At 67.6% G+C, this 20,416-nt stretch carries 21 protein-coding genes; 11 read left to right on the top strand and 10 right to left on the bottom strand.

The features are described from left to right. Positions 1-7: 7 nt before the first annotated feature. Positions 8-937 (bottom strand): LysR family transcriptional regulator, encoded by a 930-nt coding sequence (locus OCH7691_RS05970; RefSeq protein WP_176244939.1) that lies wholly within the window; start codon positions 935-937, stop codon positions 8-10. A gap of 99 nt (positions 938-1,036) precedes the next feature. Here OCH7691_RS05970 and OCH7691_RS05965 point away from each other — a divergent pair, with 99 nt between their 5' ends. The 5 genes from OCH7691_RS05965 to OCH7691_RS05945 all read left to right on the top strand — a co-directional run bounded on the left by OCH7691_RS05965 (position 1,037) and on the right by OCH7691_RS05945 (position 6,027). After that, positions 1,037-2,221, top strand: a complete 1,185-nt coding sequence (locus OCH7691_RS05965) for a CaiB/BaiF CoA transferase family protein (protein WP_085882450.1) — start codon at positions 1,037-1,039, stop codon at positions 2,219-2,221. After that, positions 2,218-3,162, top strand: coding sequence for a hydroxymethylglutaryl-CoA lyase (locus OCH7691_RS05960; RefSeq protein ID WP_085882449.1), 945 nt, complete (start codon positions 2,218-2,220; stop codon positions 3,160-3,162). The genes OCH7691_RS05965 and OCH7691_RS05960 overlap by 4 nt, the downstream gene beginning before the upstream one ends. Before the next feature lie 61 nt (positions 3,163-3,223). Then, positions 3,224-4,210, top strand: coding sequence for a TRAP transporter substrate-binding protein DctP (gene dctP / locus OCH7691_RS05955; RefSeq protein WP_085882448.1), 987 nt, complete (start codon positions 3,224-3,226; stop codon positions 4,208-4,210). Then, positions 4,211-4,744: a TRAP transporter small permease gene (locus OCH7691_RS05950; protein WP_085882447.1), complete on the top strand. Its 534-nt coding sequence runs from the start codon at positions 4,211-4,213 to the stop codon at positions 4,742-4,744. Further along, on the top strand, positions 4,741-6,027 hold the full coding sequence (locus OCH7691_RS05945; RefSeq protein WP_085882446.1) for a TRAP transporter large permease: 1,287 nt from the start codon (positions 4,741-4,743) through the stop codon (positions 6,025-6,027). The genes OCH7691_RS05950 and OCH7691_RS05945 overlap by 4 nt, the downstream gene beginning before the upstream one ends. On the opposite strand, the gene OCH7691_RS05940 is transcribed toward OCH7691_RS05945, so the two are convergent. Next, complete coding sequence (locus OCH7691_RS05940; protein WP_085882445.1) at positions 6,028-6,666, bottom strand: CDP-alcohol phosphatidyltransferase family protein; 639 nt, start codon at positions 6,664-6,666, stop codon at positions 6,028-6,030. It abuts the gene before it with no gap. Between the two features lie 189 nt (positions 6,667-6,855). Between OCH7691_RS05940 and OCH7691_RS05935 the strand changes: the two genes are divergently transcribed. Beyond that, positions 6,856-7,329, top strand: a complete 474-nt coding sequence (locus OCH7691_RS05935) for an OsmC family protein (RefSeq protein ID WP_085883525.1) — start codon at positions 6,856-6,858, stop codon at positions 7,327-7,329. A 16-nt stretch (positions 7,330-7,345) separates the two neighbouring features. Here OCH7691_RS05935 and OCH7691_RS05930 read toward each other — a convergent pair whose 3' ends face one another. Then, positions 7,346-8,002: an MlaC/ttg2D family ABC transporter substrate-binding protein gene (locus OCH7691_RS05930; RefSeq protein WP_176244938.1), complete on the bottom strand. Its 657-nt coding sequence runs from the start codon at positions 8,000-8,002 to the stop codon at positions 7,346-7,348. Positions 8,003-8,215: 213 nt separating this feature from the next. Here OCH7691_RS05930 and OCH7691_RS05925 point away from each other — a divergent pair, with 213 nt between their 5' ends. Further along, positions 8,216-8,440 carry a hypothetical protein gene (locus OCH7691_RS05925; RefSeq protein WP_085882443.1) on the top strand — a complete coding sequence of 75 codons (225 nt, stop codon included), beginning with the start codon at positions 8,216-8,218 and terminating at the stop codon, positions 8,438-8,440. A gap of 25 nt (positions 8,441-8,465) precedes the next feature. Here OCH7691_RS05925 and OCH7691_RS05920 read toward each other — a convergent pair whose 3' ends face one another. Next, positions 8,466-9,323, bottom strand: coding sequence for a NifU family protein (locus OCH7691_RS05920; protein WP_085882442.1), 858 nt, complete (start codon positions 9,321-9,323; stop codon positions 8,466-8,468). A 92-nt stretch (positions 9,324-9,415) separates the two neighbouring features. Beyond that, positions 9,416-10,423, bottom strand: a complete 1,008-nt coding sequence (locus OCH7691_RS05915) for a cyclase family protein (protein WP_085882441.1) — start codon at positions 10,421-10,423, stop codon at positions 9,416-9,418. A 224-nt stretch (positions 10,424-10,647) separates the two neighbouring features. On the opposite strand from OCH7691_RS05915, the gene OCH7691_RS05910 reads away from it, so the two are divergent. Beyond that, positions 10,648-11,883, top strand: a complete 1,236-nt coding sequence (locus tag OCH7691_RS05910) for an MFS transporter (RefSeq protein WP_176244937.1) — start codon at positions 10,648-10,650, stop codon at positions 11,881-11,883. Positions 11,884-11,900: 17 nt separating this feature from the next. Here OCH7691_RS05910 and OCH7691_RS05905 read toward each other — a convergent pair whose 3' ends face one another. Beyond that, a complete protein-coding gene (locus OCH7691_RS05905; RefSeq protein ID WP_085882439.1) occupies positions 11,901-12,671 on the bottom strand; it encodes a class II aldolase/adducin family protein in 771 nt (256 codons plus the stop codon). A 110-nt stretch (positions 12,672-12,781) separates the two neighbouring features. Continuing rightward, on the bottom strand, positions 12,782-13,933 hold the full coding sequence (locus OCH7691_RS05900; RefSeq protein ID WP_085882438.1) for an acyl-CoA dehydrogenase family protein: 1,152 nt from the start codon (positions 13,931-13,933) through the stop codon (positions 12,782-12,784). 233 nt (positions 13,934-14,166) lie between these two features. Between OCH7691_RS05900 and OCH7691_RS05895 the strand changes: the two genes are divergently transcribed. Together OCH7691_RS05895 and OCH7691_RS05890 are read left to right on the top strand one after the other, a co-directional pair. Then, the gene (locus tag OCH7691_RS05895) at positions 14,167-15,870 is read left to right on the top strand and encodes a caspase family protein (RefSeq protein ID WP_085882437.1); all 1,704 of its coding nucleotides are present in this window, start codon (positions 14,167-14,169) and stop codon (positions 15,868-15,870) included. Positions 15,871-15,976: 106 nt separating this feature from the next. After that, entirely contained in the window at positions 15,977-16,459 is a 483-nt protein-coding gene (locus OCH7691_RS05890) for a YHS domain-containing (seleno)protein (RefSeq protein ID WP_085882436.1), read from the top strand. A gap of 60 nt (positions 16,460-16,519) precedes the next feature. On the opposite strand, the gene OCH7691_RS05885 is transcribed toward OCH7691_RS05890, so the two are convergent. The 3 genes from OCH7691_RS05885 to OCH7691_RS05875 all read right to left on the bottom strand — a co-directional run bounded on the left by OCH7691_RS05885 (position 16,520) and on the right by OCH7691_RS05875 (position 19,316). Next, positions 16,520-17,272 (bottom strand): TVP38/TMEM64 family protein, encoded by a 753-nt coding sequence (locus OCH7691_RS05885; RefSeq protein WP_085882435.1) that lies wholly within the window; start codon positions 17,270-17,272, stop codon positions 16,520-16,522. A 29-nt stretch (positions 17,273-17,301) separates the two neighbouring features. Beyond that, the gene (locus OCH7691_RS05880; RefSeq protein WP_085882434.1) at positions 17,302-18,729 is read right to left on the bottom strand and encodes a dihydrolipoyl dehydrogenase family protein; all 1,428 of its coding nucleotides are present in this window, start codon (positions 18,727-18,729) and stop codon (positions 17,302-17,304) included. A gap of 86 nt (positions 18,730-18,815) precedes the next feature. After that, positions 18,816-19,316, bottom strand: a complete 501-nt coding sequence (locus OCH7691_RS05875) for a hypothetical protein (protein WP_217807822.1) — start codon at positions 19,314-19,316, stop codon at positions 18,816-18,818. Positions 19,317-19,499: 183 nt separating this feature from the next. Here OCH7691_RS05875 and OCH7691_RS05870 point away from each other — a divergent pair, with 183 nt between their 5' ends. Beyond that, positions 19,500-20,399, top strand: coding sequence for a LysR family transcriptional regulator (locus tag OCH7691_RS05870; protein ID WP_085882433.1), 900 nt, complete (start codon positions 19,500-19,502; stop codon positions 20,397-20,399). Positions 20,400-20,416: the final 17 nt, after the last annotated feature.

Here is a 20,416-nt window from a genome sequence, read left to right as displayed (position 1 = left end):
GCGACGCTCAGGCGTCGATCAGGCGGGCATGCCAGGCGCCGCTCTCGACCTCGGCCCGGATCAGCCGCCGCAGCAGGGCCTGGGTCGCCTCGATCAGGATCGTCGGCGGCCGGCCGGCCAGCCGCAGCAGCATCAGCCGCCGGGTCAGGGTCGGCCCGCCGATCGGACGTTCCTGCAGCACGCCGGTCCGCAGCAGGTCGCGCACCGTGATGCGCGGCGCGATCACGCAGCCGATCCCCTCGACCAGCGCCTTGCGCAGCGCGTTGACCGAGTTGAGTTCCATGATGGCGCTGCCGCGCAGCTGCTGGAGCAGCGCCGGGCGGTCGATCTGGGCCCGCGCGGCGAGACCGAGATGGAGCAGGATCTGCGGCAGGGCGGCGAAATCCTCGAAGCTGATCGGCGCCCCGCTGTCGCCGATCAGGTCGGCATGGCCGATGCAGAACAGCTCCTCCTCGAGCAGCGGCAAGGCCGTCACCCGCTGGTCGACCGGCGGGTTGTAGGCGAGCGCTAGGTCGACCGCGCCGCCCAGCAGATTCTCGAAGGCGGTCATCGACAGGCTCTCGAAGAGCGACAGCCGGACCTTCGGATATTCGGCGATCATCGCCCGCATCAGCGGCACCGCGACGCCCTCGATGGCCGAGAAGCTGAGGCCGAGGACGACCTCGCCGGCGACCTCGTCGCGATGGGACTTCAGGTCCTGCTCGGCCAGCGCCAGGTCGCGGAGCAGGCGCTTGGCGTGGTCATGCAGGCGAACGCCCGCGGCCGTCGGCTCCATTCCCCGGGCCTGGCGGCGGAACAGGGCGACGCCGAGCTCGCTTTCGAGCTGCCCCAGGTGATGGCTGAGGGCCGACTGCGCCACGCCGCACAGGCTCGCGGCGTGCGAGAGATTCCGCTGCTCGAAGATCGCGGTGAAATAGCGGAGCTGGCGAATGTCCATTTGCCATACATAAACCAGAACGAAGCGATCAAAAATATGCATTTTTCCGAACGACGAGACGGGACTAACATCGGTCTCTCCGAAGCTTTTCGAGGTGTCATGACCTTCTCCTCGCTGTCCGGCATTCGCGTCGTCGAAATGAGCCACATGATCATGGGCCCGTCCTGCGGCATGATCCTGGCGCAGATGGGCGCCGAGGTGATCAAGGTCGAACCGCCGGAAGGCGACCGCACGCGCGAACTGACGGGCATGGGCGTCGGGTTCTATCCGCTGTTCAACCGGGGCAAGCGCTCGCTGCAGCTCGACCTCAAGAGCGAGACCGGGCAGAAGGCGCTGCATGCCCTGCTCGCCACCGCCGACGTCTTCATCGAGAATTTCCGCGATGCCTCGCTCGAACGCATGGGGATCGCGCCCGAGGCGCTGCGCGCCCGCTATCCGTCGCTCATCACGGTCTCGCACAAGGGCTTCCTGAACGGGCCCTACAAGGACCGCACGGCGATGGACGAGGTCGTGCAGATGATGACCGGCCTCGCCTACATGACCGGGCCGACCGGGCGGCCGCTGCGCGTCGGTTCGTCGGCCAACGACATCATGGGCGGGCTGTTCGGCGCGCTCGGCATCGTCGCCGCGCTGATGGACCGGCAGAAGAGCGGCGCGGGCCGCCAGATCCGCGTCGGCCTGTTCGAGAACTGCCTGTTGCTGGTCGCCCAGCACATGCTGCAATACGAACTCGAGGGAACGATCGCGCCGCCGATGCCGGAGCGTGACTTCTCGTGGCCGGTCTATGATATCTTCGAGACCCGCGACGGCACGCAGATCTTCGTCGGCGCGGTGACCGCCGGGCACTGGACGGCACTCTGCCGGATCCTCGGGCAAGAGGCGCTGCTGGAGGATCCCGGCCTGCAGACGGCGATGGATCGGATCAATGCGCGAAAACGCACCCTGCCGCTGTTCGCCGAGGCGATCCGCGCCCTCGACGCGGGCGCCTTCTCGGCCGCGCTCGAGGCTGCCGGGCTGCCCCACTCGCCGATCGCCCGCCCCGCCGACATGTATGCGGACCCGCACGTGAACCGGCCGGGCGGCCTGATCTCCTCGGCCATGCCGGACGGCCGCCGGTTCCGCGCCCCCGGCCTGCCGCTCGACATCGACGGCGAACCGCTCGCCGCCGCAGCCGAGGTTCGCGCCGCCGGCGCCGACAGCCTGGCGATCCTGCGCGAGATCGGCTGCGAGGAGGCCCTCGTCGCGACCCCGGCGCCCGTCGCCGCACAGGGAAACCGGCCATGAACGCTGTCGAGACGATTTATCCGCCCGACCGGGTGACGCTCCGCGAGGCCGGTCTTCGCGACGGCCTGCAACTCGCGAAGAACTGGCCCGACACGGCGGCGAAAAGCGCCTGGATCGAGGCCGAATACGCCGCCGGCATCCGCCATTTCGAGGTCGGCTCGTTCCTGCCGGAGGCCAAGTTCCCGCAATTCGCCGACGTCCGCCAGGTGATCGCCGCGACCGCCGCCCTGCCCGGCGCCCATGGCGTCGCGCTCGCCATGAATGTCCGTGGCGCCGAGGCGGCGATCGCGAGCGGCGTGCCGGAGATCGCCTGCGTCGTCTCCGCGACCGAGGCGCACAGTACCCGGAACGCCCGCCGCACGATGGCCGAGGCGCTGGCGACGGTGCGCGAGATCGGCGCCCTTCGCGACGCCGCCGCCCACCGGCCGCTGGTTTCGGTCGGCATCGCCATGGCCTTCGGCTGCTCGATCGCCGGCGAGGTCGCGCCGGGCGCGGTGTTGCGCCTGGTCGAGATGATCGCCGAGGCCGGCGCCGACGTGATCGCGCTGGCCGACACCGTCGGCTTCGCCGGACCGGACCAGGTCTCCCGGCTGACCGCCGCCAGCCTGTCGCTGGTCGGCGACATCCCGCTCGGCATCCACCTGCACGACACCCGCGGGCTCGGGCTCGTCAACGCCTCGGCCGCGATCGACGCCGGCGCGCGCATCGTCGACGCCTCGATCGGCGGGCTCGGCGGCTGCCCCTTCGCGCCGCGGGCGACCGGCAACATCGTCATGGAGGATCTTGCCTTCCTCTGCCAGACGAAGGGGCTGGAGACCGGAATTGATATCGAGCGGCTTATCGCGGTGCGCGAGATCGTCGCCGCCGCGATGCCGGGCGAAACCCTCCATGGCGCGATGGCCCGCGCCGGACTGCCGACGGCGGAACTGGCGGGTGCCTGACCGAAACTTATCGGACCAACGGACGAACCAAGAAGACGCTCAATCACAAGGGAGAGACATCATGAAGAAGCTAGCCGTACTTGCCGCGACGCTGGTGCTGGGCACCGGGGTGGCGAATGCCGCCGAGGAGATGCGCTGCAGCCATCAGTTGCCGCCGCAGCACCATATCGCCAAGGTGATCGATCAGTGGGCGGCCGAGGTCGAAAGCCTGTCGGGCGGCGAGATCGACGTCCAGGTGTTCGGCGCGAGCAGCCTCGTGGAGGCGAAGGAGAACATCGCCTCGGTCGCCAAGGGCAACATCGAATGCGCCTTCTCGATCAACCCGCAATGGGGCAAGACGCTGCCGCTGATGAACGTGACGCTGAAGCCCTTCGCGGTCACGGACCTGAAGACGCTGGCCGCCTGGCCGGGCTCCGAGGCGGCGGACTTCCTCGAGGAGAAGCTGCTCGGCAAGGGCGTCCGCAACGTCGTCTGGCTGTTCACCACGCGGATGTCGGCGATGACCTCGAAGGGCCATGGCCTGATCAATCCGGACGACTTCAAGGGCGTCAAGATCCGCGGCCTGAACCCGGTCGCCGACGCCGGCCTCGTGGCCATGGGCGCGGCCCCGTCGGCGATGTCCGGCTCGAAGGTCTACCAGGCGCTCTCGACCGGAGTGATCGACGCCGGCATGACCGACGTCTCGGCCGCCTATTCGCGGAAATACTACGAGGTCCAGGACCACGTGACGGTGACGCCGCTGTTCAGCGTGTTCTTCCACGGCTACGTCAACCCGGCCTGGTATGACAAGCTCGACGACAAGGCCAAGAAGGCGCTGGCCGAGGCCGGCGCGAAAGCCGCCGAATGGGCCGTCGCCGCCTCCGAGGAAGCGGCCGCAGACGCACCGGCCCAGCTCGCCGAGCATGGCATGAAGGTGCACATGCAGACCGAGGCCGAGATGGCGGCGTGGAAGGCGGTCATGGTGCCGGCCTTCGACAAGTCCTTCGGCGATGCCACCGGCGAGGACGGCGTCAAGCTGCTCGAGCTGGTCGCGAAAATCGGCAACTGAATGGCCGGACTGCCTGGTGCCGGCGAGGGGGACGAGGTCTCCCCCTCGCCGGTCGAGCGTCTTGTGGGCCTGCTTGCACTCGGCGGCGCGGCGCTGGCCACCCTGCTCGTCATCGTGACGCTGGTCGTCGTCGGCTACAGCGTGATCATGCGCTACCTGCTCGGCACGCCGATCACCGGGACGGACGAGTTCGCCGGCTATGCGGTGATCGCGATCGTGATGCTGGGCGCGGGGGACGCGCTGCTCAAGGGTGACCATTTCGGCGTCGACCTGCTGACCGCCCGGCTGAAGGGCGGCGGCCGCCGGCTGGCGACGATCTGGGGCATGATCGCCGTCCTGCTGTTCGCCGCCGCGATCATCTACAGCGCCGTGCTGATGGTGCGCTTCTCCTACGGCTTCGAGATGTATTCGGCCGGCTACCTGGAAATGCCGATGTGGATCCCGCAATCGGTGCTGCTGGCCGGCGCCGTGCTGCTCGCCGCCGCCACGCTCGGCCGCCTCGCCTCGCTGTTCATGGACACGTTCCGGCGATGATGACGGCACTGATCCTGTGCGGGCTGATCCTGCTGCTGCTCACCGGCGCGCCGATCTTCGCCGCCCTCGGCCTCGCCTCGATGGTCGTGATGCTGCTCACCGAGGGCAATATCAACTCGGTCGCCGACACCGTCTTCGCCAAGCTCAACAACGGGCTGCTGACGGCGATCCCGATGTTCGCCTTCATGGCGCACGTGATGATCCGCTCCAAGGTGGTCGACGATCTCTACGACGCGGCGAACGCCATGGTCGGCCATCTGCGCGGCGGGCTCGGCGTGGCGACCATCCTGTCGTGCTCGATCTTCGCGGCGATTTCCGGTTCCTCGGTCGCCACCGCGCTGACCATCGGCTCCAGCGCCATCCCGCAGATGCTGCGCTTTCGCTACCGGCCACCGGACGCCTACGGCGTGCTCGCCGCCGGCGGCACGCTCGGCATCCTCATCCCCCCGTCCGGGCCGCTCATTCTCTATGCCGTCGTCACCGAGGCCTCGATTGGCGCGCTGTTCCTCGCCGGCATGCTGCCCGGCATCATGATGGCGCTGCTGTTCGCCGTCTGGTCAATGGTCAACGCTGCCCGCCGGAAGGAGATCGAGCGCCAGCCCTTCGCCGGCGCCAGGGCGCTGGTGTCCTCGCTGCGCCGGGCGATCTGGGCCCTGATCATGCCACCGCTCGTTCTCGGCGGGATCTATCTCGGCGTCTTCACCGCCTCCGAGGCGGCCGCGATCGGCTCGATCTACGCGCTGTTCGTCGGCGCGGTGATCTATCGCAACTTCGGCCTGCGCGATCTCTGGGAGACCGCCTACGAAACCGTGCGGACGACGACGATGCTGTTCATGATCCTGGCCAGCGCCGCGGTCTTCGGCCACGCCGTCACGATCATCCGCCTGCCGCTCGAACTGGTCGAGCAGGTCGCCGCCGCCGGCATGACGCCGCTCGGTTTCGTGCTCGCCGTGATGGCGCTGATCTTCGTGCTCGGCATGTTCCTGGAGACGATTTCGATCATCCTGATCACCACGCCGATCGTCTTCCCGGTGATGCTGGAGCTTGGCATCGACCCGATCTGGTACGGCATCCTGCTGATGATCAACCTGGAACTCGCGCTGATCACCCCGCCGGTCGGGATGAACCTGTTCGTCATCAAGGGCATCGCCAAGGCCCCGCTGGGCCAGGTGATCCAGGGCTCGCTGCCCTACGCGGTGCTGATGCTGGCCGGCCTCGGGATCGTCCTGGTCTTCCCCCAGATCGCCACCTGGCTGCCCGACCTCGCCGGCTTCGGCCGCTGATCAGCGGCCGTCGTCGCGCGGCAACCGGGGCGGATTGCGGCCGAATGTCATCCAGGCGGCTGCGACCCGGGTCGCGGTGGTGATCCAGCACATGGCGCCGAAGATCAGCGCGAGCAGCGGGAAATGCTCCGGCAGCAGGCAGAACAGCGCCATCGCGACGATGGTCTCGGTGCCCTCGGTCAGGCCGCCCAGGTAGTAGAGCGACTTGGCGCCGCGGATCTCGGTGGTGATCCTGTAGCGCTCGGCCAGGATCGCATAGGCGAGAAAGGTCGTGCCGGTCCCTACGAAGCTCCACACCAGGAACAGGGCGGGAAGCGCATGCGCCGGGTCGCCGAGGGCGAATCCGAAGGCGACCGCCGAATAGAAGATGAAGTCGAAGACGATATCCAGGTAACCGCCGAAATCGCTGAGCCGGGTCTGCCGGGCAACCGCCCCGTCGAGTCCGTCGAAGATCCGGTTCACCAGAATCAGCAGCAGGGCCGCCAGGTAATGCCCCCCGGCGAGCAGCGGCAGCGCCGCCATGCCGATCAGGAATCCGGCGATCGTGACCGCGTTCGCGGAAACGCCGGCGCGGGCAATTCCGGCGCCGATACGGTTGAGCGGCGGATCGACGAACCGCCGCAGCGTGGCATCCAGCATGAAGCAATCCGACTCTAGTCCGACTTTCCGCACCAGCATACGGCATGATCCGGCGTGCCGCGATCAAAGGGCCGTGACATGTGCGTCAACGCCGACAAGCATCTGTGCGCCTGTCGCCCTTGACGGGATCGCCCTGTTCCGCATTTCTGGGCAAAGGAAAGCGGGGCGCATTCCGTGAAGGAGACGACGATGGTTCGGGACCACGTGCATGAATATCGCGCGACGATCGACTGGAGCGGCGGCGCGGCCGGCCCGGTGCGCGACTACCGGAGCTATTCGCGGGAGTATCGCGTCGCGATGGACGGCAAGCCGGACTTCCGCGCCTCGGCCGATCCGCATTTCCGCGGCGACCCGGCGCTCTACAATCCGGAAGACATGCTGCTGATCTCGCTTTCGGCCTGCCACATGCTGAGCTACCTGGCGCTCTGCGCCCGGGCGAATGTCGAGGTCCGGGGTTATCGCGACGAGGCCGAAGGCACGATGCGGATGCTCGACGGGGCGCTGCGCTTCGCCGACGTGCTCCTCCGCCCGCGCGTGACGGTCGCCCCCGGCACCGACCACGACAAGGCGAAGGCGCTGCACGGCGACGCCCACCACCTCTGCTTCATCGCCAATTCGGTCAATTTCCCGGTTCGGAACGACCCGGAGATCGTCGAGGGATAGGGGCGCCCGGCCGGCCTCAGCCGGACGTCTGCGCCCGCAGGCGCTTGAGCAGGCCGTCGACCTTGCCCCCCTCGGCCGCGATCGCGGCGTTGAAATCGGCCCGTTGGGTAATCGCCATCGAGACGCCCTCGACGACGACGTCGACGATCCTGAGGCCCTCGTCGCGCTCGCGCAGGCGCCAGTCGACGCGCACCGGCGGGCCGTTCTGGCGCTCGATCCGGCTTTCGACGATATAGCCCTTCCCGTTGTCGTCACGGGCGCCCTTCACGGTGAACTCCTCGCCCGAATAGGCGCTGAGCCGTTCAGCGTAGGCCTTGATGACGAACTGCCGGAACAGCGTCCGGAACTCGTCCCGCTGGGCCTCCGTGGCGACCCGCCAATGGCGGCCGAGCACGAAGCGGCTGATCGAATCGAGATCGAAATAGCTGGTCAGGATGCGATCGAAATCGGCGCGGCGCTCGTCGGTCGAGCGCTCCTGCTCGGTCAGCAGCGTGATCGCCTCGCGGCCAAGGTCGGCGACGAACTCGGCGGCCTGGTCGTCCGCCGAACGCGCTTCCGCCGCATGGCCGGCGACCAGAATGAACAGCGCCGCGCCCAGCATCCGCGCCGCCCGGGCGATGCCCCCGACGCCGGCCACGGAACGGCTGCTGGCGGACATGGATACTTCGCTCATATTGACCTCTTGAAGTTGCCTGCCGGACAGGCGCCGTAGCCGCCTCCGCGCGGCACCGGTCATGCACTCCGGTATATTCAAGTTACAGAATGCGTCAACTCGGCGGCACTGTCTGTGACCGCAGATTCATTGTCGATCGAATTTTGATCATGGTCGAAACGTTGTGGTAACCATTTTGGGATCAATCTTGCCGCGAAAAAAGGCAGGAATCCAATGAGACAGACACTGAAAAAGTTCGAAGCTCAAGTATTCAACGCCGAGGTCGCCCGTTTGGTTGCGAGCGGACGTCATCACCGGGAGTTGATCGACGACTGGGCGAAAAGCCATTTCATCCAGATCCTGGCGCGGGATCTCGATCATGCGTCGCGCAAGGCGGAAAGCATGTTTCCGGGCGACCGCGGCTACGTCATCAACACGGTCATCCCCGTCAGCGACTGAGATCCGCTCGCCCGGATCGGCCGCATCAGGGCTGGTAGTAGGGATTGGCGCCCTGGCCGTGATCGGTGACATCGCGAACATCGGCGATTTCCGGCACCGCCTCGCGGATGCGCGCGGCCACGCCTTCCCGCAGGGTCACGTCGGCCATGCCACAGCCCTGGCAACCGCCATCCATGCGCAGGTAGGCGACATCCTCCTCCAGTGAGACCAGGCTGATATAGCCGCCATGGGCGGCGATCGCCGGATTGATCTCCTGGTCGAGCAGGGCCCGGATGCGCTCCGCGACAGGGCCCGCGACGTCCGCGTCGTCGCCGGCCAGTTCGCAGGCGACGCGGCTGACCTCGGGAATGTGATGAACCAGGGTATTCTCGATGCGCACCTGCAGGGCGAACAGCGGCTCGCTGAAGCGGCTCGCGGTGATCCGCAGGCGTACCGTGCCGGTCATCGGCTCGAAGGCGACGAACGAGACATCCCCGCCGCTGCGCACCATGCCGGGGCGGATCCGCGCCTCGAGCAGATCGATGATGTCCTGCTCGACCTCGGGACGCTCCGCGGCCTCGGCCTCCGGCGCGGCGGAATGCGCCGAACCGTTCACCACCGGCAGCCCGGTCAGGTAATGGTCCATGATCGCGGCCAGCACCATCGGCTTGAGCTGGCGCCATTCGACGGTGCCCTCGCCCTCGGCCTTGCCGACAAGCAGCGAGTCGCTTTCCAGCACCACGGCGGTGACGTCCGGCAGTTCGAAGATGCGCGCGGCGAGCGGCGAGGCGGCCGCGGCGCGCGCCGCGTCGTCGAAGCGGACCCGGCCCGAGCCGAGGACGCTGCGGCCCGGGAGGAAACGCAGCATGTCCGCCGTCGTCGTCTGTTCTACCTGGATGAACAAGGGGGCCCCGCCAAATCAGAAAAATCGCGTCAAGCGCATCGCGCTGCATAAAGTGGCGATAACGGCGGCCACGTCAACTGCGTCGCCGCACGTCATACCGTGGCGACCGGCGTGACCGGCGAGCCGACCGCGCCCGGCAGGCGCAGCGGCGGCGCCGTCAGCAGGAAGCGGAAGCGGCTGCGGTCGCGCAGATAGCGCGCCAGCGCGCTCAGATACCAGAGCTCGCCCAAGTGAATGCCGAGCTTGAACAGGCAATGTTCGTGCAGCGGCAGCGAGGCGTGCCGGCCCTCGGCGGCGCGCGCCGGATAGGCCTCGACCGCGTAATTGTCGGCGATCAGCACGGCGAGGCCGCTTTCGCTCACCCAGTCGAGGATTCCCGGGTCGCGGCCGTCCAGCACCGGACAGGCGCCATGCAGCTTGTCCGGCTCCGGGCGCCGTTCCATCTCGAGCACCAGTTCCGCGTAGCCAGTATGCAGGCAGACCATGTCGCCCTTCTCGACGGTGACGCCGTCGGCCGTCATCACCGCCATCAGGTCCTTGTAACCGACAAGCTTGCGCTCGCGGCCGAAGGCGGCGAACAGGTCGATCATGACGGCCCGGCCCTGGACCCCGGTCACCGCCATGTTCTCGATCCCGAGCCGGCGGGCGGACGAGCCCGCCTCGCCATCGTCGACGACATGTTCGCCGGCGCGGAAGCCGTTGTAATAGACCCGCTCGGCCACCCCGTCGCCGTCCGCGTCGAATTCCTGCCCGACATGGGAAAGCGCGTCCCATTGCGTCGAATATTGCGTGTGCAGGATCACCAGGTCGTCGCTGATCACGTCGACCAGTTCGCCGTCGTCGCTCGACAGCGCGTAGTTGAAGTTCGCCGCCTTGCCGCGCGAGGTCGGTCTCAGCACCGGCGGATGGCGCCTGGGGTTCAGCAGGTTGCCGCCCGGATAGTCGAGCGGCAGGCTGAGACAGAAGGAGCGCCCGTCGCGAACCTCCCGAACCCCCTTCAGGACCTGTTCCGGGCCGATCAGGTTGAGCCGCCCGCGCTGATCGTCCGGTCCGAAATCGCCCCAGTTCGACCCGTCGGGCCGCCTCTTCCACCGTGCCATGCCCTGCTCCCCGTTTTTTCCTGCCGGTACCAGGGCGAGGCTAGGGCAGGAGCGCCATGGCGACAATCACCGTGAGATCCGGACAGTCGTGCCCGGGCCGCAAAACGCTTTCCCGCCGCGCGGCCGGCGGAATCGCGGACGCGACGCGTGGCGAAGCCGGCATCGATGCGCTAGAAGGGCGGAAGAGTTGCACAAGGCACGGGGATGCACATGCGGCGGGAGTCATGAACAAGCGCGCGGCGATGATCATCGTCAGCCTCTGCGTCGTCTATGTCATCAGCCAGTTTCTCCGCTCGTCGGTGGCGGTGATCGCGCCCGACTTCATCCGCGAACTCTCGCTCGACGCCGAGGCACTCGGCATCCTGACCGGCGCCTTCTTCATCACCTTCGCCCTGACCCAGATCCCGACCGGCATCCTGCTGGACCGTTATGGCGCGCGGCGGACGATGTCGGGCCTGATGCTGTTCGCCGTCGCCGGCTGCCTGGTCTTCGCGCGCGCCGACGGCATGGTCGGGCTGACCGTGGGCCGCGTGCTGATGGGGGTCGGCACGGCCGGATTGCTGGCCGGGTCGCTGTTCGTCATCGCCCGCTGGTTCGCCAGCGACCGCTATGCCGGCATGGCCTCGCTGGTGATCGCGGGCGGCAGCGCCGGCGGCCTGATGGCGACCACGCCGCTCGCCTTCGCGGCCGACTGGCTCGGCTGGCGCGGCGTCTTCCTCGCCGTCGGCGCGACGACGCTGGTCTTTTCCGGCTTCGCCTATGCCAGCATCCGGGACGCGCCGCCGGAACATCCCTTCCACAGCCGCCGTCGCGAGAATGCGCGCGAGATCCTGCGTGGCCTGCGCGATGTCTGGGCCTTTCGCGACACCCGCCATGTCTTCGCCATCAACCTGGTCTGCTACGGCAGCCTGCTGACCATCATCGGCCTCTGGGGCGGCCCCTATCTCGCCGACGTGCACGACCTCGACGGGGTGGCGCGCGGCAACGTGCTGCTCGCCATGGGCGTCGCGATGATCGTCGGCAACCTGATCTACGGCCGGCTCGACCGGATCTTCAACACGCGAAAATGGATCATCGTCTTCGGCGCGGTGGCGACGCTGCTGATGTTCGTCGTGCTGGCGGTATTGCCGCATGCTCCGGTCTGGCAGATCGCGGTCGCCTTCTCGGTGCTCGGCGCCGTCGGCTCGTACGGCGTGGTCATCATGGCGCACGGCCGGTCGCTCTATCCCGAGTATCTGATCGGGCGCGGGATCACCACGCTCAACATCGCGGTGATGGTCGGCGTCGCGGCCCTGCAGGTCGCGGCGGGCTTCGTGCTGGGACCTTATACCGGGAGCGACGGACGGATCCCGGAAGACGCCTACCGGCTGGTCTTCTGGATGCTGGCCGCCGTTGTCGCCTGCGGGCTCGTCGCCTATCTGCCGGTCGGCGACCGCCGGCCGCACGACGGCGACCCGTAACCGGCAGCCGCCCTAGTCTAGGTGTCGAACTGGTGGCCGTTCCGGTGCAGCATCCGGATCAGCGCCGGCCATTCGCGCATGCCCGGATTGTTGAAGGAATCGTACTGCCGGGCGGTATGTTCGGCCATCTCGGGAGACGGCAGGGTCAGTTTCGCGCCGCCGGACTGGGCGTCGATCTGCGCCTGGCAGGACTTCTCCAGGTAGAAGATCAGGCTGAACGCCTCCTGCACCGTGCGGCCTGCGACCAGCAGGCCGTGATTGCGGAGGATCATCGAATGGCGGTCGCCGAGATCGGCGACCAGGCGCTGGCGCTCCTCGTGATCGTCGGCGATCCCCTCGTAGTCGTGATAGGCGATCCGGTTGTAGAAACGCAGCGAATGCTGGGTGATCGGCAGCAGTCCGTCCGCCTGGGCGGATACCGCCATCCCGGCCCGGGTATGGGTGTGGATGACACAGCCGACATCCGGCCGGGCCCCGACGATGGCGCCGTGTATCGTGACACCGGCCGGATTGGCGCCGTAGCCGGTCTCGTGCTGCGGCACGCCGTCCATATCGACCTTGACCAGGCTCGACGCGGTGATCTCGTCGAACATCAGTCCATAGGGGTTGATCAGGAACCTGTCGGTCTCGCCGGGCACGCGGGCCGAGATATGGGTGAAGATCAAATCGCCCATGCCGAAATGGGCAACGAGCCGATAGCAGGCGGCCAGGTCGACCCGGACGCGCCACTCGTCCTCGCTCACCTGTGCCCGCAATCCCTCGTCCTCCAGATAGACAACGTCTTCCATCTTTGCTCCGTCCTTCCGCGCTGGCGCCTTGTCGTTGCCGCTTCCGACACCGAGCCAGGTTGTCAGAATTCCGCCAGATCGTTCGTCATCAATGCCATGTTACGGGCAGTCTAATCCATCGATTTCATCAGGTTTCGCGCGATGACGAGTTGCTGCACCTGCGACGTTCCCTCGTAGAGTCGAAGCAGGCGCACGTCGCGATAGAACCGTTCGATCGCATATTCGGCCATGTATCCCGCACCACCGTGAATCTGCACGCAACGATCGGCGACGCGTCCGACCATCTCGGTCGCGAAATACTTGCAGCAGGCCGCGTCAAGCGTGATCGACTGCTGTCCATCGAAGCGGCGCGCGGTCTCGCGAACCATGGCGCTGGCGGCAAACAACTCGGTCCGGCAATCGGCGAGCAGGCCCTGGATCAGCTGGAAATCCGCGATCGCCTGGCCGAACTGGCGCCGCTCGGACGCGTAGCGCACGGTATCGCGCAACATCCGCTCGGCCTGGCCGATCGCCACCGAGGAGAGATGCAGCCGGCCGCGGTCGAGAACCCGCATCGCCATGTAGAACCCCTGGCCCTCGCGGCCACCGATCAGGTTCTCCGCCGGCACCCGGCAATCCTCGAAGATCACGTCGGCGGTCTTGGTGCCGCGCTGGCCCATCTTGCGGTCGGGCTTGCCGACGCTGAGGCTGGGCGTCCCGGCCTCGACGATGAACGCCGAAATGCCGCCCGCGCCCTTCGAATCCGGATCGGTCCGCGCCATCACGGTGAAGGCCCCGGCGCGCGTCGCGTTGGTGATGTAGCGCTTGCTGCCGTTCAGGACATATTCGTGGCCGTCGCGGCGCGCGCTGGTCCGCAGCGAGGCGGCGTCCGAACCCGCCTCCGGCTCGGTCAGCGCGAACGAAATCACCATCTCGCCGCTCGCGATCTTCGGCAGGTAGCGAGCCCGCTGCTCCTCGGTCCCGTCCATGACGAGACCCTGCGAGCCGATCCCGACATTCGTGCCGATCGCCGAACGGAAGGCGAGCGAGGTCTGGCAAAGCTCCCGGATGACCTCGATCTCCTCGCTCAGGCTGAGCCCGAGGCCGCCGTAGCTCTCCGGCACCGAGATGCCGAACAGGCCGAGGTCGGCCATCTCCCGGATGACCTCGGGCGGGACGTCGTCTTCCTCCTCGACGCGCTCCTCCAGGGGCACCAGCCGCTCGCGCACGAACCGCCGCACCGTATCGCAAAGCTGCCCGAAGGTTTCCTGATCCAGGGCCATTGTTCACTTACTCCCAAAGCTGATGGCATGTCGCCGGAAGACCCGGCTCCTCAACAGATCCGGCGGCGCAGCCATCCTAGGGACAGCGGCAACGGCCTGCAACGCGCCGTTGGCGCGCCCGCGGCATCACGGACATGCCCCGTCATGCCGGTCCCACAGCCCGACTGTGCGCAGTATCACTTTGATTCCCCGATGAGTCGGCATAGTTTAGTCTGAGATCACGGGGGTTAGTCATGCGGTTCATTGCCATCATAGCCCTGCTGGTGGCCGTTCTGGCGAGCGGCCCGGCGCACAAGGCCTATGCCGAAATCGAGTTCGGACGCTACGAGGCGCTCGTCATCGGCATCAACGATTATCGCGATCTGCCGCGCCTGAAAACGGCGGTCAACGACGCGAGCGCCGTGCATGACCTGCTGATGCGTCGTTACGGCTTCAACTCGACCCTGCTGCTCAATCCCAGCCGCTACGAACTGGTGCGCGCGCTCGACGAGATGCGCGGACGGCTGACCGAGCAGGACAACCTGCTCGTCTATTACGCCGGCCATGGGGTCCTCGACGAAGCAGCCGACCAGGGCTTCTGGCTGCCCATCGACGCCGAGAAGGACAGCCAGGCGAACTGGGTTTCCATCGCGACAGTGACCGCGACCCTGCGCGCGGTGTCCGCGAAGCATGTCCTCGTGGTATCGGATTCCTGCTATTCCGGCACGCTCACCCGCGACGCCCCGATCGTCATTCCGACCGGCGCCGAGCGCGAGGCGGAACTCCGGCGCATTTCCACCAAGCGGGCCCGCAAGGCGCTCACCTCCGGCGGACTCGAGCCGGTGGCGGACGGCGGCGGCGACGGCCATTCGGTATTCGCCCGCGCGCTCCTCGAAACCCTCGAGAAGAACGACGACGTGCTCGACGGCCACCAGCTCTACAGCCGCCTGCGCCGCCCGGTGATCACCAATTCCGCGCAGACACCGCTTTATGCCGACATCCGTTTCGCCAACGACCAGGGCGGCGACTTCCTGTTCGTGCCGCGCGTCGCCGTCTACGGCGCACCGCCGCCGCCGGCGCCTGCCGCAGCCGCGAGCTCGCCCGACCAGTCGCTCGCTCTCGACATGGCCTTCTGGAACTCGGTCAAGGACAGCCGCAACGAGGCCATGCTGAACGCCTATCTGGCGCGCTTCCCCGCTGGCGTTTTCGCCGAACTGGCACGCATCAAGATCGCCTCGCTGCAGACGGCCGCGCCCGCCGCGCCGGCAGCCATAGTCGAAACCCCGGCGCCGGCGCCCGCCGAGGCACCCGCCGCCGCACCGGTTGCTGACGCGCTGCAGGTCGTCGCATCACGCCCCGAGGCGACCGAGCCGGCCGCCCAGCCAGCCAGCCAGCCGGCCGCCGAACTGGAGGGGTCGAGCGGGATCGGCCCGCGGATCGAGGATCTGGTGCGGCCCGGCGACAGCCGCCGCCCCGATCTGGTCGCCTCGATCGCCGCCCGGGACGCGCTGCAGATGGCGGCCATCTATCCGCCGGCCCCCTCGGTCGCCCCACCGCCGACCTACACGCCCTCGGTTCCGGCCGTGGCCAGCCCGTCCGAGACCTTCTATGTCAAATCGGTCACGACCGTGTGGACCCGGCCCGAGCTGTTCTCCAGCCGCGTCGGCACCCTGCAGGATATCGGCTCGCTGGCGCCGGTGATCGGGCGGACGTCGGACGGCAGCTGGCTGCATGTCAGGCTGCCCGACGGCAATACCGGGTGGGTCGCGGCGAACGCCCTTTCCCGCACGCCGATCCGCAACGAGAGCGGCGCGAGCGAAGCGGCCGAGTGGCAGGAAATCCAGTACACCAAGGACCGTTCGGCGATCGAGCGCTACCTGCAGAAATATCCGAACGGCCCCTACAGCGGTCTCGCCCGCTGGCGGCTCGAGGAAATCCGCAGCCCGCTCGGCGACTGAACGCGCACGGGACCGTTTCGCGAAGGCCTGATCAGCCCGGGTATTGCCTCGACGCCCGGGCGGACGACATTTGATCCAGGACACGCCTGACCGGAGGACATGCCCGATGAACCGAGCCTTGGATCCGGTACGCCTGGCATGCAGCCTGCTGACGCTGCTGTTGGTCGCCGTCACGCTCCTTGCTTCGCCGGCGCGGGCCGAGAGCCAGATCAACCGGACCCTGCTCGGCACCGCGATCGACGGGACCGATCCGGTTGCCTATTTCACTGAGGGCAAGCCGGTCGCGGGCCTCCGCGACTTCACCGCCGAATGGCGCGGGGCCACCTGGCGTTTCGCGAGCGCCGCCAACCGCGACAGGTTCATCGCCGAACCGGAGAAGTACGCCCCGCAATATGGCGGCTATTGCGCCTACGCGGTGAGCCAGGGCTATACCGCGAAGATCGATCCCGAGGCCTGGTCTGTCGTCGACGGCAAGCTCTACCTCAACTACTCGCAGAATATCCGTGCCCGGTGGGAACAACAGCGGAGCAGGTACATCGCCGACGCCGACGACAAATGGCCGGCGATTTCCGCCACGCTGACGCAATGAACGGGGGCGGCCAACCGGCCGCCCCCGCCTTCACGCACCGCGACCACCGGCAGACGGTGATCAGGTGGCCTTGCGCTGGGCCAGACGCTTGTAGACGACCGGCAGCAGCGAAAGCAGCGCCAGCCCGGCGAGCGCAACGATGACCTCCGGCGTCAGGACGCCGGCGACGCTCACCTCGGCGCCGCTGGCGAAGACGCTGCCGAGGCCGGTGCCGACCGAGGTGTAGACGAAGGTCCCCGGGATGATCCCGACGAAGGTCCCGAGCACGTAGGTGCCGAGGCGCACGCCGAGGAAGGCCGGCACCAGGTTGACCAGAAAGAACGGGAACAGCGGGACAAGCCGAAGCACCAGCAGGTAGCTCAGCGCATTGTCGCGAAAGCCTTCGGCCATCCGTCCGATCGCCCCGCCGGCCCGGCGGCGAAGCGCATCGCCGAGCGCGGAACGGGCAACGAGGAAGATCGCGCTGGCGCCGATCGTCGCCGCGACCACGGTGATCGCGGTGCCCTGGACCGGTCCGAACAGGAAGCCCCCGGCGACCGTCAGCACGAGCCCGCCGGGCAGCGAGAGCGCCGTCGCCACGGCATAGATCGCGATATAGCCAAGAACGGCCGCGGCGCGGTGTCCGGCGACCAGCGCGCGGAGGGTCTCGTTATGATCCTGCAAGGCGGAGAAACTCAGATACTGGTGCAGGTCGAAGGCGACGACGAGTCCGCCGACGGCGGCGAGCCCGGCGACCGGGGCCCAGCGTTTCAACTGTGTGGCGCGGCCGCGCGACGGCGCGGCGGGTGCGGTTTCCCGGATCGTGACGGTCATGGTCTCTCTCCTTTGTTCGGATCCGGCCTTCAGGCGAAGGCGAGAAGGGTGCGGACGACCCGCTTGACGCGGGGCGAAAACAGGGTCGGGGTGAAATAGGCGCCGGCGGCGCGCTTGGAGATGTCGCCAAGGGTCGGATAGGGCGCGATCACACCGGCCATCGCGCCGATCTTCAGCTTGTTTCCGATCGCCAGGACCCAGGGGAGAAGCAGTTCGCCCGCATGCGCCCCGACGATGGTGCAGCCGAGAATGCGCCCGCCCTTGCCGATGACGACCTTGGCGAAGCCCTCGTCCCGACGTTCGGCGCGGGCCCGGTCGATTTCCGAGAACGGCACCCGGACGACCGTCACCCGATCGCCGTGGCGTTCCCGCGCCGCTGCCTCGCCGAGGCCGACATGGGCCAGTTCCGGGTCGGTGAAGGTGACCCACGGCACGGCCGTCTTCTCGGCCTTCGCCGGCATCCGGAACAGCGTGTTGCGGATCACGACGCCGGCCTGGTGACCGGCCATGTGGGTGAACTGCGGCCCGCCGGTGACGTCGCCGATGGCGAAGACCCGCCGGTTCGACGTGCGCAGGCGCTCATCGACGGAGATCCCGGCCGGGTATGTCGCGATCCCTGCCTTGTCGAGATCGAGGCCCTCGACATTGGCCCGCCGACCGGTCGCGACCAGCAGATGCGAGCCTTCCAGGCGGCGCATCTGCTCACCCTGGCAGACCTTGACGGCGATGCCGTTGCCCGAGCGCGCGACCGAGATCGTTTCGGCATGCTGGACCAGTTCGATACCGTCGGCCGCGAGTGTCCGGGCGACCACGTTCCCGCATTCCGGGTCGTCCTTCGGCAATACGCCACGGCGGGTGACGAGGGTGACGGCAACACCGAGACGACGGTGCGCCTGGGCCAGTTCGCAGCCGATCGGGCCACCGCCCAGGACGATCAACCGTTCCGGCGCGGTGGCGAGATCGAAGATCGTTTCGTTGGTCAGGTAGGGAACGCCGTGCAATCCGGCGATCTCGGGGATCGCGGCCCGCGACCCGGTGGCGACGACAGTGAACTTCGCTCGGATCGTCTCGTCGTTGACCATCACCTCGCGCGGCCCGACGAAGCGACCGGCGCCCTGGCGCACATCGACGCCAAGTCCCTCGAAACGTTCGACCGAATCGTGCGGGGCGATCCCGGCGATGACACCGTGAACGTGACGGTTGACGGCCGCGAAGTCGACTGCCGGCTCATGCCCGTTGACACCGAACCGCCCGGACCGGCGGATCGTTTCCGCGGCATGCGCCGCGGCCAGCAGCGCCTTCGACGGCACACAGCCGTAATTCAGGCAATCGCCGCCCATCTTGTGCTTCTCGATCAGCACGACGCGGGCGCCCATCTGGGCGGCGCCGGCGGCGACGGACAGACCGCCCGAGCCGGCACCGATCACGCAGAGATCGACATTGGTGGTTCTGCTCATGACATCCTCCTTCGCCGGGGCGAGGGATCAGGCGGCGCGGGTATCCCGGCCCCGCGATCCGGACGCCCCGGGGGTGCTTGCGGCGTTCAGCCCTCGACGATCAGGCGATAGTCCGGGGTCGAGTTGAGGGGACAGGAATAGACATATTCGCCCGGCTCGAGCTCGACCTCGTAGTCACCGGTCCTGCCCTCGAGGAGACCGCCGCCGGAGACCGAAACCTTGGTCAGCCGATGCAGCGGGTTGGCCGCGCTGTATCCCTCGGAGCGCAGCCAGAAGCCGAGTTCATAGGGCACGTCCCTGTTCGTGACGCGGAAGACATAGCGGCCGGCCTTCAGCGTGAGCGGCCGGGCCGCGGCGAGCCGCTCGGCGCCGGAGGCCGCGTTGATGGTCTCGCAGTCGGCCTTGCTGGCACTCATGAAGTCGCGATCCTGACCCCCTTCGCTTTCGATGAACTGGCATGCGACCTGGGTCAGGGTGACGATCGTCGGTTCGGCAGCGGCGGCCGGCGCGAGAGGGCCGGCGAAAGCGGCGACGGTGGCAATTCCGGCGAGAAGAAGAAGCTGTGTGCTGGTGGCTTTCCTGAACATGTCCGTTCTCCGGTTGGCATTGTCTGATGCTCCGGATCTAGGCTTTCCCGCGATTTACCTGAAATACCGATTGGCTCCTGAATCGATAGCTCCTGTGCATCATTCACTGCACGAGGCGCGAAATTTCAGCTAATATCGTCGCATGAGATAGTCACTCGCTATATTCGAAGAGATGAATATCCGATGGAAATCCACCAGGCCCGCTACTTCCTGATGGTCTGCGAGACGCTCAATTTCACCCGTGCCGCCGAGCGCTGCCATGTCGCGCAGCCGTCGCTCACCCGGGCCATCAAGAAGCTGGAGGAGGAATTCGGCGGCCGCCTGTTCAGCCGCGAGCGGAAGAATACCCACCTGACCCAGCTCGGCCGGCGCGTGCGACCCCATATCGAGCAGGTGATGGAAGCGATCGAGACGGCACAGACCGAAGCCGAGAGTTTCCGCAGCGCCGCCTCGCCGAGCCTCCGCCTCGGCGTGATGTGCACGATCGGCCCGGTTCGCCTTGTCCCCTTCTTCGAGGAATTGCGCCGCACGATCCCGGGTCTGGCGCTGACCCTCAAGGAGGCGCCGGGCCATGCCCTGGTCGACGAGATGATGGCGGGCGAGCTGGAAATCGCACTGATCGGCCTGCCGCATATTCCCGAACGGCTGGCGGCGATCCCACTCTACGACGAACGCTACGTGGTCGCCTTCCCGCCCGGCCACCGCTTCGAGGGCCAGACGACAGTCGCGTCCCGCGACCTCGACGGCGAGGCATACCTGCAACGGAGCAATTGCGAATTCTCCGACCATTTCGACGAGCACGGCATCGAGCGCGCCTTCAAGGTGGATACCATTTACCGGAGCGAACGCGAGGAATGGATCCAGGCGATGATCGCCGCCGGGGCCGGCTGCTCGCTGATGCCGGAATTCACGCCGATGCTGCCGGGCCTGGCCACCCGGGTGCTGGTCGAACCCGAGGTCAGCCGCACGATCAAGCTGGTCACCGTCTCCGGCCGGCGCCACTCGCCGACGGTCGCCGCCGCCGTCCGCGTGGTCCGCCGCTTTCCCTGGCCGGGCATGACCGCCCCCGGACAGGCGGCGTGACGATCAACCCGGTGGCG

The organism is Oceanibacterium hippocampi (assembly GCF_900172325.1).
GTDB lineage: Bacteria > Pseudomonadota > Alphaproteobacteria > Sneathiellales > Sneathiellaceae > Oceanibacterium > Oceanibacterium hippocampi.
The sequence above is the reverse complement of the archived record's forward strand: the minus strand, read 5'-3'. Positions and strand labels throughout refer to the sequence as shown.

Excerpts from the sequence above, each read along its gene's own strand:
- OCH7691_RS05970 (WP_176244939.1), bottom strand. The coding sequence starts at position 937 with ATGGACATTCGCCAGCTCCGCTATTTCACCGCGATCTTCGAGCAGCGG.
- OCH7691_RS05965 (WP_085882450.1), top strand. The coding sequence starts at position 1,037 with ATGACCTTCTCCTCGCTGTCCGGCATTCGCGTCGTCGAAATGAGCCAC.
- OCH7691_RS05960 (WP_085882449.1), top strand. The coding sequence starts at position 2,218 with ATGAACGCTGTCGAGACGATTTATCCGCCCGACCGGGTGACGCTCCGC.
- dctP (WP_085882448.1), top strand. The coding sequence starts at position 3,224 with ATGAAGAAGCTAGCCGTACTTGCCGCGACGCTGGTGCTGGGCACCGGG.
- OCH7691_RS05950 (WP_085882447.1), top strand. The coding sequence starts at position 4,211 with ATGGCCGGACTGCCTGGTGCCGGCGAGGGGGACGAGGTCTCCCCCTCG.
- OCH7691_RS05945 (WP_085882446.1), top strand. The coding sequence starts at position 4,741 with ATGATGACGGCACTGATCCTGTGCGGGCTGATCCTGCTGCTGCTCACC.
- OCH7691_RS05940 (WP_085882445.1), bottom strand. The coding sequence starts at position 6,666 with ATGCTGGATGCCACGCTGCGGCGGTTCGTCGATCCGCCGCTCAACCGT.
- OCH7691_RS05935 (WP_085883525.1), top strand. The coding sequence starts at position 6,856 with ATGGTTCGGGACCACGTGCATGAATATCGCGCGACGATCGACTGGAGC.
- OCH7691_RS05930 (WP_176244938.1), bottom strand. The coding sequence starts at position 8,002 with ATGAGCGAAGTATCCATGTCCGCCAGCAGCCGTTCCGTGGCCGGCGTC.
- OCH7691_RS05925 (WP_085882443.1), top strand. The coding sequence starts at position 8,216 with ATGAGACAGACACTGAAAAAGTTCGAAGCTCAAGTATTCAACGCCGAG.
- OCH7691_RS05915 (WP_085882441.1), bottom strand. The coding sequence starts at position 10,423 with ATGGCACGGTGGAAGAGGCGGCCCGACGGGTCGAACTGGGGCGATTTC.
- OCH7691_RS05910 (WP_176244937.1), top strand. The coding sequence starts at position 10,648 with ATGAACAAGCGCGCGGCGATGATCATCGTCAGCCTCTGCGTCGTCTAT.
- OCH7691_RS05905 (WP_085882439.1), bottom strand. The coding sequence starts at position 12,671 with ATGGAAGACGTTGTCTATCTGGAGGACGAGGGATTGCGGGCACAGGTG.
- OCH7691_RS05900 (WP_085882438.1), bottom strand. The coding sequence starts at position 13,933 with ATGGCCCTGGATCAGGAAACCTTCGGGCAGCTTTGCGATACGGTGCGG.
- OCH7691_RS05895 (WP_085882437.1), top strand. The coding sequence starts at position 14,167 with ATGCGGTTCATTGCCATCATAGCCCTGCTGGTGGCCGTTCTGGCGAGC.
- OCH7691_RS05890 (WP_085882436.1), top strand. The coding sequence starts at position 15,977 with ATGAACCGAGCCTTGGATCCGGTACGCCTGGCATGCAGCCTGCTGACG.
- OCH7691_RS05885 (WP_085882435.1), bottom strand. The coding sequence starts at position 17,272 with ATGACCGTCACGATCCGGGAAACCGCACCCGCCGCGCCGTCGCGCGGC.
- OCH7691_RS05880 (WP_085882434.1), bottom strand. The coding sequence starts at position 18,729 with ATGAGCAGAACCACCAATGTCGATCTCTGCGTGATCGGTGCCGGCTCG.
- OCH7691_RS05875 (WP_217807822.1), bottom strand. The coding sequence starts at position 19,316 with ATGTTCAGGAAAGCCACCAGCACACAGCTTCTTCTTCTCGCCGGAATT.
- OCH7691_RS05870 (WP_085882433.1), top strand. The coding sequence starts at position 19,500 with ATGGAAATCCACCAGGCCCGCTACTTCCTGATGGTCTGCGAGACGCTC.